The following is a 12,816-nucleotide window of genomic DNA, read 5'->3' as shown; positions in this document are numbered from 1 at the left end:
TCATATTAGTTATGTGGAGTAAATCATGGGGCAAGCGTACAGTTACACTTTAGGTACACATACTTATAAATTCAAGAACTTAGCCCAGTTAATGGCTAAAGCTACACCGCAGCGTTCGGGTGATCGCTTAGCGGGCGTAATTGCACAATCAGCACAAGAACGTGCTGTGGCACAAATGACATTGGCCGATGTACCTCTTAAAACATTTTTAAATGAGGTACTTATTCCCTACGAAGATGACGAAATTACACGCTTAATTATTGACGAGCACGATGCAAATGCCTTTATGGCTATTGCACATTTAACCGTAGGCGATTTTCGTAATTGGCTTTTAAGTGACTTTGCAACACCTGCTGTACTTGCAAGTATAAGGCAAGGTATTACGCCGGAAATGGCTGCTGCTGTTAGCAAAATAATGCGCAATCAAGATCTCATATTAATTGCTAAAAAGTGCCATGTTACGAGTGCTTTTAGAAATACGATTGGCCTCCCCGGGCGTTTATCTACACGTTTACAACCAAATCACCCAACTGACGATATTAATGGTATTGCTGCATGCATGCTTGATGGTTTGCTATACGGTAATGGCGATGCAGTAATAGGTATAAACCCTGCAACCGATAACGTTGCCCAAGCCATTAAATTAATGACGTTAATGGATGATGTTATTCAAAAGTACGCCATACCAACCCAAAGCTGCGTGCTCACCCATGTTACTAACACCATTGAATGTATAGAAGCTGGCGCACCGGTTGATTTAGTATTTCAGTCGATTGGTGGCACAGAGGCTACTAATTCAAGTTTTGGTTTTAATTTAAATACCTTAGCTGAAGCGCAAGATGCGGCTTTGAGTTTAAAGCGCGGCACTATTGGCAATAATGTAATGTATTTTGAAACTGGGCAAGGCAGTTCGCTTTCAGCAAATGCGCATCATGGGCTTGATCAGCAAACGTGTGAAGCTCGCGCTTATGCCGTTGCTCGTAAGTTTAACCCGTTACTGGTAAATACCGTGGTGGGGTTTATTGGCCCTGAATATTTGTTTGATGGTAAGGAAATTACTCGAGCAGGACTTGAGGATCATTTTTGCGCTAAGTTACTAGGTATACCGATGGGGTGCGACGTGTGTTACACCAATCATGCAGAGGCCGATCAAAACGATATGGATAACTTGCTAACGCTATTAGGCGTTGCAGGTTGCTCGTTTGTAATGGGAATACCTGGCTCTGACGACATTATGCTTAATTACCAAACTACGTCGTTTCATGATGCATTATATGTTCGCCGTGTACTTGGCTCTAGACCTGCCCCTGAGTTTGAAGCATGGCTAAGCAAAATGAAAATAATGCAAAGCACTTCCGATATTACACTTTCAGATACCTTGCCTCCCGCTTTTGCTAAACCTCTGGGTGCAATTACTGGAGGTGGCTCATGAAATCACGTTTAAAACAGAGCACTCCTTTAGATGACTCAGTAAACAAGCATAAAAATAACGGTAATGTAGTGCACAATCCTTGGAGTGATTTACGCCGTTTTACCGACGCCCGTATTGGCCTTGGGCGTGCGGGTATAAGTCTGCCAACCTCAGAAATGCTGGCTTTTCAGCTATCTCATGCACAAGCGCGCGATGCAGTGAGTTTTCCGCTTGATATTAACGAAATGACTGAGCAACTAGGCAGTATTAGCGTATTAAAAGATGTTGCCCCTCCCCTGCATTTACACAGCCAAGCTGTTGACAGGGTTACTTACCTTCAGCGACCCGATTTAGGCCGCAAGCTTGATGAAAATGGTAGGCAAATACTTCTCAGCTATATGAATAAACAAAAGCACACTACACAGGCTAAATACGATTTAGCGATTGTAGTGGTTGATGGACTCTCCTCGTTAGCGGTACAAAAAAATGCATGCCCATTTATAACAGAGCTATTAGCGCACCTTACAACAGACAAGCAATTTAAAATTGCCCCCATTACTTTGGTTGAACAAGGTCGAGTAGCAATTGGCGACGATATAGGTGAGTTGCTAAATGCGCAGGTGGTTATGGTGTTAATAGGAGAGCGCCCAGGACTTAGTTCGCCAGATAGCCTTGGCTTGTATTTAACATGGGAGCCTAAAACAGGACTTAACGATGCATGTCGTAATTGCATATCGAATATTCGCCCAGCAGGCCTACCTTATACAGAAGCGGCTAGGCGTGCGCTGTACTTATTACGTGAAGCTAAAAAACTAAAACTAACTGGGGTTAATTTAAAAGACCGTACACAAGACGATGTAATTGAGCATCAGGTTTCAACCACTAACTTTTTAATTGCTGAGTAATTTTAATTAAAAACACATGAAATAAAACAATAAAAACTAAACATCAACGGAGAAGGGTTATGTCTACTAATAATACAGAGTACCTTGCTAAAAGACAGTTAAAACGAGGTACTGCGGGGTGGTTATTACTCGCAGGTTTGGGTGTGTCGTATGTAATATCGGGTGACTTTGCAGGTTGGAACTTTGGTATTGCCGAAGCGGGTTGGGGTGGCTTTGCCATTGCTGCAGTGTTAATGGCAGTTATGTATTTAGCGCTGGTATTGTCGCTTGCTGAAATGTCAGCTGCAATACCTGCAGCAGGCGGTGGTTATAGTTTTGCGCGCCAAGCTATGGGGCCTGCGGGAGGCTATTTAACCGGGCTTGCGGTATTAATTGAATACGCCTTAGCACCCGCTGCTATTGTTATTTTTATAGGCTCTGCAGTTGAAGCCCTTACCGGATTTAATGGACCATGGGTATATGCATTATTTTACTTACTATTTGTGGGAATTCATTTAGCAGGCGTAGGAGAAGCACTTAAAGTAATGATGGTAATAAGTGGTTTAGCAGTATTAGCTATTATTGCAACGGCTTTTGTTTTAATTACAAATTTTGATGCATCACGCTTATTTGACGTCCCCGTAACCGATGCAGTGGGAGCCAGTGAGTTTTTACCTTTAGGTTGGTACGGGGTTTGGGCTGCATTACCGTTTGCCATGTGGTTATTTTTAGCGGTTGAAGGTGTACCGCTTGCTGCAGAAGAGGCAAAAGATCCCGCTAAAGATGTGCCAAAAGGCATTATTGGTGCAATGATCTTTTTGTTATTTACTGCTTTTTTAGTTGTTGTTTCAGTGCCTGGCGCTGGCGGTGCTGCTGCAATGGGCGCAAGTGCTGTACCTTTGGTTGATGCATTAAATGCATCGGGTAGTGAGGCCTTAGCAACTGTAGTAAATATATTAGGGCTTGCGGGTTTAGTTGCTTCGTTTTTCTCTATTATTTATGGTTATAGTCGCTTAGTGTTTGCTTTATCTAGAGCCGGATATTTATCGCGTTCGTTGTCGATTACGACTAATCACAAAGTGCCAGCACGTGCGTTGATTGTACCTGCCGTATTTGGTTTTTTAGTATCACTTAGTGGCGAGGGTGATTTAATACTTGCAATGGCTGTAGTAGGTGCAACTGTATCGTATGCATTAATGGCGCTGAGCCATATTTTGCTACGCGTTAAACAACCTGATTTACCTCGCCCGTATAAAACCCCTGGGGGCGTAGTAACGTCAAGTATTGCTTTAGTGCTTTCGCTTATAGCATTAACCGGTGTGTATGCGTTCGACCCTCGTGCATTTTTATACACTATGATGCTGTTTATTGTGGGCGCCGTATATTACTTTGGCTACAGCTCAAAACACTTAGTTGCTAAAAGCGCTGATGAAGAGTTTGCAATGTTGGCAGATGCAGAATCTGATTTAGAAATGGCTAAGTAAATATTAATAGTTATTATAAGTGAGGCTAGCCCTCACTTATATTTTTATACAAGCAATACGGTGTAAAAATAGTGCCTGCATGTAAACATCAAGCCCCCTAATCTACTTTATTAATACCATTTAAAGCTAAAACTTTATGCTGCCGCGTAGCGCTTTGTTTTGCCCATGCTTGGTTTTTTTGTCCATGCGCTTTCGCTGTGAATTACGGCTGGGCTTGGTGGCTCGACGCGCTTTATTAACTACCGTAGCACTAAGGATTAAATCCTTTAAACGCTTAAGGGCATCTTCTCGATTTAGCTCCTGGGTACGGTGGCTTTGCGCTTTAATTATTAAGACGCCGTCTTTGGTAATTCTTGTATCATTTAAGGCAAGTAAGCGTTCTTTGTAGAAGTCAGGTAATTTAGAGCGGTTAATGTCAAAACGTAAATGAATTGCACTTGCTACTTTATTAACATTTTGACCACCGGCACCTTGAGAACGAATAGCTGTGAGCTCTAGTTCCCATTCATCGATAGTGACAGTATTTGAAATTGTTAACATTGTGTTCAGCTCTATTTGTCAAAAATACATTATATCATCAGTACATTAGCTTGTGGTGAATCAACTAAATTCTTAGAACTTAAATAAATTCTCATAAATTGTACTATAAATCAGCCAATATTTTATTTTGTGTTGGCAAGTGTTGCTTATTAGTTTCTAATTGGCACTACTTTAATACTAGGAAATGCTCAATGAAAAAAATACTTGTATCACTTAGCTTATTAGCGATGAGTTTCTCAAGCCTTGCAGAGGATATTAACGAAGGTCAACTTCAAAGCTATATGAAAGCACTTCCAGCTGTGACTAGCTGGGCAAGCAGCCAAGAGTCGTTAAAAAACTTAGATTTAGCAAGTATGCTAGGTGGTTCTGCAGATCAAAGTGTTGGCGAACAAAGCTCTTTAGCTAACAGTGCATTAAGCATGATTAAAGAACAAGACCTATACAAAAGCTTTGCGAGTGTTACAAACCGTTACGGTTTTACGCCAGAGCAGCTAGTAACTGTAGGTTCTGAAGTATCAATGGCTTATATCGAAAATCTTAAGTCGGGCCTTTCTGCTGATAATCAAGAAACTGCTAATAAAGTAATGGGCGGTTTTCAAAGTATGAAAAGTGCTAAAGATAAAGGCGCTAGCTCATTAATGGGTTCGTTTGGTAAATCGTCAAGCGCAGCTGAGGAGTCTACAGAATCTTTAGTAAGCGAAAACAACCTTGAACTTGTGAGCGAATATATGCCACAACTACAAAAGCTTTTTGCACTTTTATAAGTTTTATTGCTTTAAAAAAAGCGGGCTTATCTAGCCGTGAAATTAAAACGCATAAAAAACGGGGGAGTATTCAATACTCCCCCGTTTTTATTTAGCGTACAGATAATTTAAGATCGAACCTGTCTGCGTTCATTACTTTTACCCATGCATTTACAAAGTCATGTACAAAACGTTCTTTATTATCGTCTTGTGCATAAAATTCACTTAGGGCACGTAAAATAGAGTTTGAACCAAACACTAAATCTACGCGTGTGGCAGTCCATTTAATGGTGCCTGTTTTGCGCTCAACAATATTATATATACCTGGCTCTAGTGGCTTCCAGTTGTTAGCCATGTCGGTTAGGTTTACAAAAAAGTCGGTAGATAGCGTGCCTACATTATCAGTAAATACACCATGTTTAGTGCCTGCGTAGTTTGTGCCTAGTACACGCATGCCGCCCATAAGTGCAGTCATTTCTGGTGCTGTTAAGCCCATTAATTGGCTGCGCTCTAACAATAGCTCTTCTGAGGATACGCTAAAGTCATTTTTAAGGTAGTTTCTAAATCCATCATGAACAGGCTCAAGCGGATCGAACGATTCTGCATCAGTCATTTCGTCTGTTGCGTCTCCTCGTCCTGGTGCAAATGGTACTGTTACATTAACACCGGCTTGTTTTGCAGCTTGCTCTACAGCCGCTGTGCCACCTAATACGATTAAATCAGCCATGCTTACTGGCTTAGATAAACCCGCTTGTACTTTTTCAAGGGCACTAAGTACACTTGCTAAACACGCAGGTTCGTTACCTTGCCAATCTTTTTGTGGTGCTAAACGAATACGTGCGCCATTTGCGCCACCGCGTTTATCAGAACCACGATACGTACGCGCACTATCCCACGCTGTATTTATTAAATCACTTGCGCTTACACCGCAATCAAGTAGCTGTGCTTTTAAGCTTGTGATTTCATCGTCTGATAATGTGTAATCAACTGCTGGAATAGGATCTTGCCAAATTAGGTCTTCGCTTGGTACATCTTTACCTAAGTAACATGCTTTAGGACCTAAATCGCGGTGAGTTAGCTTAAACCATGCGCGTGCAAATACATCAGAGAAGTATTCAAAGTCGTTATAAAAACGCTCAATAATTTTACGGTACGCAGGGTCCACTTTCATGGCCATATCGGCATCGGTCATCATTGGGTTTAAACGAATTGATGGATCTTCTACGTCTACTGGTTTGTCTTCTTCTTTAATATTTACAGGTTCCCACTGATGAGCGCCAGCTGGGCTTTTTGTTAATTCCCATTCGTAATTTAAAAGTAAGTGGCAGTATCCGTTATCCCATGTAGTTGGGTGTGTGGTCCATGCGCCTTCAAGGCCTGAAGTTACAGTATGACGACCAAAGCCGCCTTCTTTGGTGCTGTTCCAACCTAAACCTTGCTCGTGTACGTCTGCTGCTTCTGGCTCTGGACCTAAGTGCTCTGCTTTACCATTACCGTGAGTTTTACCTACTGTATGGCCGCCCACTGTTAGCGCTGCGGTTTCTTCATCGTCCATCGCCATGCGAGCAAATGTTTCACGTACGTGATCTGCCGTTTTTTGTGGATCTGGTATACCATTAACACCTTCAGGGTTAACGTAAATTAGGCCCATTTGTACTGCGGCTAATGGGTTTTCCATGGTGTCTGGTTTTTCTACATTGTCGTAGCGTTCATCACTTGGTGCTAACCATTCTTTTTCTGCACCCCAGTAAATATCTTTTTCTGGATGCCAAATGTCTTCACGGCCGCCCGCAAAACCATAAATTTTAAGACCCATTGATTCGTATGCCATATTACCAGCAAGAATAAATAAATCGGCCCATGAGAGTTTGTTACCGTATTTTTTCTTAAGTGGCCATAAAAGTCTGCGTGCTTTATCTAAGCTTGCGTTATCTGGCCATGAATTTAAAGGCGAGAAACGTTGATTACCGGTACTTGCGCCACCACGACCATCAGATAAACGGTACGTACCCGCTGAGTGCCATGCCATACGAATCATTAAACCACCGTAATGCCCCCAATCGGCAGGCCACCAATCTTGGCTGTCGGTCATAAAGGTTTTTAAGTCGGCTTTTACTTCGTCTAAATCTAGAGATTTAAATTCTTCTGCGTAGTTAAAATTAGTGCCGTATGGATTTGATTTAGTATCGTGTTGATGAAGAATGTCTAAGTTGAGTGTGTTTGGCCACCAATCGGTGTTTACTTTAGAAACAACTGAATTACTACCGTGCATAACAGGGCATTTACCCGCTGTTGGCTTGCTCATTGTGAAATCCTTAAAATAGAAAAGTAAAATACTTAATCAATCAGTATTATTGCTTATGTGTTTATAACTTTTTAAAAAGTAACGGTTATTTTTATTTAATAGGCTTACTTTTTACTCAGCGTGCCTACCTAAGTGCTTACGTATCCTTAATATAGGCGTATAAATTATGCTACGCCAGCCTCAACATACTATTTAAAACGATTGCTCCAATTTATATTTTTGATTGCCCTTACGTTAATGATGTATTTAACAATAGGCTTAAAGTGGCGTTTAAAATAATAGTAAAAAAGTCAGATGGTGCTCATATAAAGCATTACGCAAAATAAAAAATTTAAAAATCGGTGAATTAACCTTAATCTTTTTACTAGACCTGTGATCGAATTGAAAAATTTCGGCGTAATGGTGTGTGAAGGGTTTGAAAGTGGCTTTAGTTTACTAAAGCGCACATTGGAATACCCCCCTTCACCATGAAATTGTAGTTAGATAGTTATAATGATAAAGGTGCATTACTTAAGCCCAATGCACCTTTACTTTATAAACCGAATACTTTGAGTATTCTTATATTTTTAACTAGTTGAATTGAATTAAGTATTTGTTCATAAATATTCAGTTAGTATGAAGTTGTTCTCCTGTGAATCCCTACGACATATTGTTGTTTTAAGCAGTTTTTGCCAGCTCACCTTGAGCTGGTTTTTTTTGCCTATTTTTACTCAAATTACCTGAGCATGGGTAATATGCTCACGCTTTACCCTATTATTGCTAAGCTCACTAGGCTAAAAAAATTTTACAACTATTGCTCCTATCTAAATTAGGTCAATTTTAATCCACAAAGAACAACACGCCCTAGTGCCATTAAGCCCTGCATGTTAAAGTTATTACAGTAATTAATTTAATTAGGCGTACCAATGCGTTATTACCTATCTGTACTTTTTGTTTGTTTAACTTTGTTTTCGGGCATAGTGAACTCTGCTGAAAAGCAACCAGCTTCACCTACAGCACAACAAGAGCAACAAGCTCTTCAACAACTCAAAGAGCCTATGTATAAGCCGCTAATGGAACGTTACATATTAGATGAGCTAAAAGCAGTTAGGCAAGATCAGCAAAAGCTTCGTGAAGATGTAACTAAGCAGGTTACTCATGCGCAGCTTGATACTGCCGATCGCGCATTAACGTACACTACAGATACCATTAATAATGTGTTTTTTATAATTACCGCTACGGCGTCGATTTTAGTTTTAGTGGGTTGGAACTCGTTGCGCGATGTTAAAAACAAAGTAGAAGATATTGTAAATACGCGTGTGAGTGTAATTACAGACGAGTATGAAGACCGATTAAAAATTCTTGAAGAAAAACTACGCGTTCGCTCAGAAGAAATACTCAGCAACCAAGAGCGCATATCGGTGACTAACGAAGTTCATTCGTTGTGGATGCGCGCAAACCTAGAAAGTGATTTTGCAAATAAAATTGAAATTTTTGACGAAATACTCAATCGCAAACCTGAAGATGTGGAAGCCATTGCTTATAAAGCCGATGCACTACTAGAAATAAACGAAACAGCACAAGCCATTGAGCTGTGTAATCAAGCTATTGATATAGATAGTGACTATGGTTATGCCTATTGGCAACGAGCCTGTGCTTATGCACTAACACATAAGCATGCTGATGCCTTAGCCGATATTAAAATGGCACTTGAATACTCTCCAAACTTACGTAATGAATTATTACATGAGAGCGCATTTGCAAGCCTGCATGACAACGACAGCTTTAATACGATAGTGGCTGGTGAAGTTGTTTAAGCACTCAGAATTTGGCCTGTATGATTAGGCGCAACACCATAAAAAAGGGCCTTGGCCCTTTTTTTGTTTTTAAAGGTAAAGTTTGTTGTGTAATTAGAAGCTTAACTGCGCTCTACAAACTCAGCTCTAGCGTAGAGCTAAGATCAAAAGTGATTAATTCACAAAGAGGTTTAGAGACGCTGCGCTTTTAGAGAAGAGCTTAGAAGTTAAAATAATAAAAACAATCAGAAACTGTGCTTCTAACATGAGCAACAAGTCATACTCTAAACTTGGTATAAACACAGCTATTCGCGCAGGTTACAAGCTTTTAAAGCAACGCTTGTACTTTTATAATGCCGAGTCAGCATTGGTTTTGCTCTTCTCATTTGCTCCTCCTTTTCTTCTCTGCGTGCATATTGTTTTTTAGGGCTGTTATACACAAATAGGTTTAGAGATGCTGCGCTTTTAGAGTAGTTAGCTTAAGTGCTTCTCGCGCGAGCAAGCTCTGCGCCTACGTGGAAAACTTACACTCAGCAGTTTAATTTACCTGTAGACGCGCTGCTTGCAGGCGTTTAAAAACGCAGTTTTTAGATGGTTGAATTAATACCAACCCGAAATAATACTTAATCATTTTAGGGGCTAAACGTGTCGCTACCTGCGTTAAAAAATTCTCATTTAGAACAACTAAATAGCGAATTTTTTGCCTAGCTATCAACAAGTTTTTCCATCCTCAAAATAGATCACTTAATTAAGCGAATTGGTATAAGTAATTAGAAGCTGCAATCAGTTTTCTTCTGGCATAAAAAAAGCCGCATAAAATGCGGCTTTGGAGGTTAGTCTCACTTCACTTTGGGCGTGTCTCCAAAACTTAGTGAATACGTTACCAAGGAACTGTTATGTATTATTTAAGCTATTGACTCTAATGCAATTTTAACCATTTCGTTAAACGTGCTTTGACGCTCATCAGCAGGTGTTGCTTCACCGGTGATTACGTGGTCACTTACTGTAAATAATGCCATTGCGTTTGCGCCGTATTCAGCTGCAACGCCATATAAACCGGCTGTTTCCATATCTACTGCTAGCATGCCTAACTTGTCTAAGTCTTTGTAGAACGAGTCGTCTGCTTGGTAGAAAGTGTCGGTTGTAAATACGTTACCTACTTTTGCTTCTATTCCTAGCTCTTTAGCGGCGTTTACACCGTTTAAAAGTAGGTCAAAGTTAGCAATAGCAGCAAAATCGTAGCCACGAACACGTGCACGGTTTACGTTTGAATCTGTGCTTGCACCTTGTGCAAAAATTACGTCACGGATTTTGATATCTGTGCCAATACCACCACACGTACCAATACGTATAATATTTTTAACGCCAAAGCTTACAATTAGCTCACGTGCATAAATAGACATTGATGGAATGCCCATGCCTGAACCCATGATGCTTACTGGCTTACCTTTGTAAGTACCAGTGAAACCGTACATGTTACGAACACCTGTAACTTGTACTGCATCATCTAAAAAGTTTTCAGCAATATATTGCGCACGTAGCGGATCGCCTGGCATTAATACTGTTTCGGCGAAATCACCAACGTTTGCACTGATATGCGGAGTACTCATTAATTGTTTTCCTTTTTATTTGGCGTTGTTAGCTCATTTAAAAAACTGTCGCCGTAATCAAGCGCAGATAAGTTAAACCACTGTGCCAGTGTTTGACCGATATCTGCAAAGCTGTTGCGTTCACCTAGAGGTGTGTTACTCATACCTGGTTTATATGCAATAACCGGTACGTATTCGCGAGTGTGCTCAGAACCTGGAAAGGTTGGGTCACAACCGTGATCTGCAGTGATCATTAATATATCATCTGCGTTTAACTGTTTTAGTATAGTTGGTAAATAGTCATCAAATTCTTTTAATGCTTTTGCATAACCTACTGGGTTACGGCGATGACCAAATTTTTCATCAAAATCAACTAGGTTAGTAAAGATTAAGCTATGATCTGGTGCGCTTTTCATTACTTCGCTGGTTTTTTCTAGCAAGTTCATAAGCCCAGGTGCTTTATGCTTTTGGGTTATGCCCTGATGCGCGTAAATATCTGAAATTTTACCAATACTAATTACTTCGCCGCCGTCTTTTGCTAACACATCTAGCAATGTTGGTGCTGGCGGAAGCACTGAATAGTCGCGACGATTACCCGTTCGAGCAAAGTCTTGGCTATTTGAACCCAAAAATGGCCGCGCAATCACTCGTCCTATATTCATTTCATCAAGTAGCGCCCGTGCGATTTCGCAAACTTGATAAAGCTTCTCTAGGCCGAATGACTCTTCATGCGCGGCTATTTGAAACACGCTATCAGCTGAGGTGTAACAGATTGGTTTACCTGTTTTTACGTGCTCTTCACCTAGCTGTTCTAAAATGGTTGTTCCCGATGCATGGCAGTTGCCTAAAATGCCAGGAATACCAGTACGAGCTATAAACTCGTCTATAAATTCTTGTGGGAAACTTGGCTGTGTTTTTGGGAAATATCCCCAATCAAATAACACAGGTACTCCTGCCATTTCCCAATGACCTGATGGCGTGTCTTTTCCGCTAGATAATTCTTTAGCGTAACCCCATGCCCCTTGAGAAGCTTGGCGGTCTGAAATTAAACACGGTTCTCCACCGGCAGCTTCACATGCATCCACTAACCCAAGTTTTGATAGGTTAGGAAGCGATAATGCAGCGCCTGTTTCGTCGTAATATGCTTTTAGTAAGTGAGCGAATGTATTAGCCCCAAGATCGCCGAATTTATCTGCATCTGGTGCTGCACCGATTCCTAGGCTATCTGCCATTAAGATAATTGCTCTTGCCATTTTGACCTCACTTTGATTCTAGGTGGTTACTTTATCCGCTGATCGATTTTTCCGTACAGGACAAAAGTCCTGTTTCATAAAACCTAAACATTATAAATTTGCATTCTTAAGCGAAGCAAAAGAGATTAATCGTGTCTTTTTTGCTATTGTGATCTACCAACAATATATCCTTCTGTGTGGGTGAGAACTTTAGTGACACGAACTACTATTATAGCTATTGCAGGCGCGTCTGCGTCGGGCAAATCTCTTTTTAGCCAAACTATATACAATGAATTGGTTAATGAGCTTGAACCAGGCGCTATCGCCATTATTGAAGAAGATGCTTACTACAAGGATCAGTCGCATTTACCGATGGCGCATCGTACGCAAACGAATTACGACCATCCTGATGCATTTGAACATGCGTTAATGCTTGAGCATTTAACACAGCTTCGTAGTGGAAATTCAGTTGAAGTACCAACGTATGATTATGCACAGCATACACGTAGCGAGAAAACTCGCCGAGTGCCTGCTGCTAAAATACTCATTGTTGAAGGTATTTTATTATTGAGTGACAAAGCGCTTAATAAAGAATTTGATATTAAGGTGTTTATAGATACGCCTTTAGATATTTGCTTAATGCGTCGTATGCAACGTGATATGGAGCAACGAGGCAGAACATTACAATCTGTTGTTGAGCAGTATCAAGCAACTGTTAGACCGATGTTTTATCAATTTATTGAGCCTTCTAAGCATAACGCAGATTTAGTTGTGACTCGAGGCGGTATGAACCGCGTTGCGATTGATATAATAAAAAGTAAGATAAAATATTTACTACAAGAATAACAACGGG

At 40.6% G+C, this 12,816-nt stretch carries 10 protein-coding genes; 6 read left to right on the top strand and 4 right to left on the bottom strand.

What is annotated here, in order from left to right; all coding sequences use genetic code 11:
- The first annotated feature begins 25 nt into the window (after positions 1 to 25).
- Genes H5159_RS16490 through eat form a run of 3 tightly spaced genes read left to right on the top strand, consistent with a single transcriptional unit; the run spans position 26 to position 3,779 of the window.
- Positions 26 to 1,432 (top strand): ethanolamine ammonia-lyase subunit EutB, encoded by a 1,407-nt coding sequence (locus H5159_RS16490; protein WP_182780671.1) that lies wholly within the window; start codon positions 26 to 28, stop codon positions 1,430 to 1,432.
- Positions 1,429 to 2,316: an ethanolamine ammonia-lyase subunit EutC gene (gene eutC / locus H5159_RS16485; protein ID WP_024594887.1), complete on the top strand. Its 888-nt coding sequence runs from the start codon at positions 1,429 to 1,431 to the stop codon at positions 2,314 to 2,316. Before H5159_RS16490 ends, eutC begins: the two co-directional genes overlap by 4 nt.
- A gap of 59 nt (positions 2,317 to 2,375) precedes the next feature.
- Entirely contained in the window at positions 2,376 to 3,779 is a 1,404-nt protein-coding gene (gene eat, locus H5159_RS16480) for an ethanolamine permease (protein WP_182780670.1), read from the top strand.
- Between the two features lie 126 nt (positions 3,780 to 3,905).
- Here the strand turns inward: eat and arfB are convergent, their stop codons facing one another.
- Entirely contained in the window at positions 3,906 to 4,319 is a 414-nt protein-coding gene (gene arfB, locus H5159_RS16475) for an alternative ribosome rescue aminoacyl-tRNA hydrolase ArfB (RefSeq protein ID WP_002959105.1), read from the bottom strand.
- Positions 4,320 to 4,510: 191 nt separating this feature from the next.
- On the opposite strand from arfB, the gene H5159_RS16470 reads away from it, so the two are divergent.
- Positions 4,511 to 5,083 (top strand): short-chain dehydrogenase, encoded by a 573-nt coding sequence (locus tag H5159_RS16470; protein ID WP_182733095.1) that lies wholly within the window; start codon positions 4,511 to 4,513, stop codon positions 5,081 to 5,083.
- A 91-nt stretch (positions 5,084 to 5,174) separates the two neighbouring features.
- Here H5159_RS16470 and katG read toward each other — a convergent pair whose 3' ends face one another.
- Positions 5,175 to 7,367: a catalase/peroxidase HPI gene (katG, locus tag H5159_RS16465; protein WP_182780669.1), complete on the bottom strand. Its 2,193-nt coding sequence runs from the start codon at positions 7,365 to 7,367 to the stop codon at positions 5,175 to 5,177.
- Between the two features lie 905 nt (positions 7,368 to 8,272).
- On the opposite strand from katG, the gene H5159_RS16460 reads away from it, so the two are divergent.
- Entirely contained in the window at positions 8,273 to 9,163 is an 891-nt protein-coding gene (locus H5159_RS16460) for a TPR end-of-group domain-containing protein (protein WP_002959108.1), read from the top strand.
- Between the two features lie 884 nt (positions 9,164 to 10,047).
- Here H5159_RS16460 and deoD read toward each other — a convergent pair.
- Both deoD and H5159_RS16450 read right to left on the bottom strand, forming a co-directional pair.
- Complete coding sequence (deoD, locus tag H5159_RS16455) at positions 10,048 to 10,752, bottom strand: purine-nucleoside phosphorylase (protein WP_024596283.1); 705 nt, start codon at positions 10,750 to 10,752, stop codon at positions 10,048 to 10,050.
- The gene (locus H5159_RS16450; protein ID WP_024596282.1) at positions 10,752 to 11,984 is read right to left on the bottom strand and encodes a phosphopentomutase; all 1,233 of its coding nucleotides are present in this window, start codon (positions 11,982 to 11,984) and stop codon (positions 10,752 to 10,754) included. The genes deoD and H5159_RS16450 overlap by 1 nt, the downstream gene beginning before the upstream one ends.
- Before the next feature lie 192 nt (positions 11,985 to 12,176).
- Between H5159_RS16450 and udk the strand changes: the two genes are divergently transcribed.
- Positions 12,177 to 12,809: a uridine kinase gene (udk, locus tag H5159_RS16445; protein WP_024596281.1), complete on the top strand. Its 633-nt coding sequence runs from the start codon at positions 12,177 to 12,179 to the stop codon at positions 12,807 to 12,809.
- Positions 12,810 to 12,816: the final 7 nt, after the last annotated feature.

Origin of the sequence: Pseudoalteromonas sp. SG43-1, assembly GCF_014164415.1 — a bacterium.
Taxonomy (GTDB): Bacteria; Pseudomonadota; Gammaproteobacteria; order Enterobacterales; family Alteromonadaceae; genus Pseudoalteromonas; species Pseudoalteromonas distincta.
The sequence above is the reverse complement of the archived record's forward strand: the minus strand, read 5'-3'. Positions and strand labels throughout refer to the sequence as shown.

Excerpts from the sequence above, each read along its gene's own strand:
- H5159_RS16490 (WP_182780671.1), top strand. The coding sequence starts at position 26 with ATGGGGCAAGCGTACAGTTACACTTTAGGTACACATACTTATAAATTC.
- eutC (WP_024594887.1), top strand. The coding sequence starts at position 1,429 with ATGAAATCACGTTTAAAACAGAGCACTCCTTTAGATGACTCAGTAAAC.
- eat (WP_182780670.1), top strand. The coding sequence starts at position 2,376 with ATGTCTACTAATAATACAGAGTACCTTGCTAAAAGACAGTTAAAACGA.
- arfB (WP_002959105.1), bottom strand. The coding sequence starts at position 4,319 with ATGTTAACAATTTCAAATACTGTCACTATCGATGAATGGGAACTAGAG.
- H5159_RS16470 (WP_182733095.1), top strand. The coding sequence starts at position 4,511 with ATGAAAAAAATACTTGTATCACTTAGCTTATTAGCGATGAGTTTCTCA.
- katG (WP_182780669.1), bottom strand. The coding sequence starts at position 7,367 with ATGAGCAAGCCAACAGCGGGTAAATGCCCTGTTATGCACGGTAGTAAT.
- H5159_RS16460 (WP_002959108.1), top strand. The coding sequence starts at position 8,273 with ATGCGTTATTACCTATCTGTACTTTTTGTTTGTTTAACTTTGTTTTCG.
- deoD (WP_024596283.1), bottom strand. The coding sequence starts at position 10,752 with ATGAGTACTCCGCATATCAGTGCAAACGTTGGTGATTTCGCCGAAACA.
- H5159_RS16450 (WP_024596282.1), bottom strand. The coding sequence starts at position 11,984 with ATGGCAAGAGCAATTATCTTAATGGCAGATAGCCTAGGAATCGGTGCA.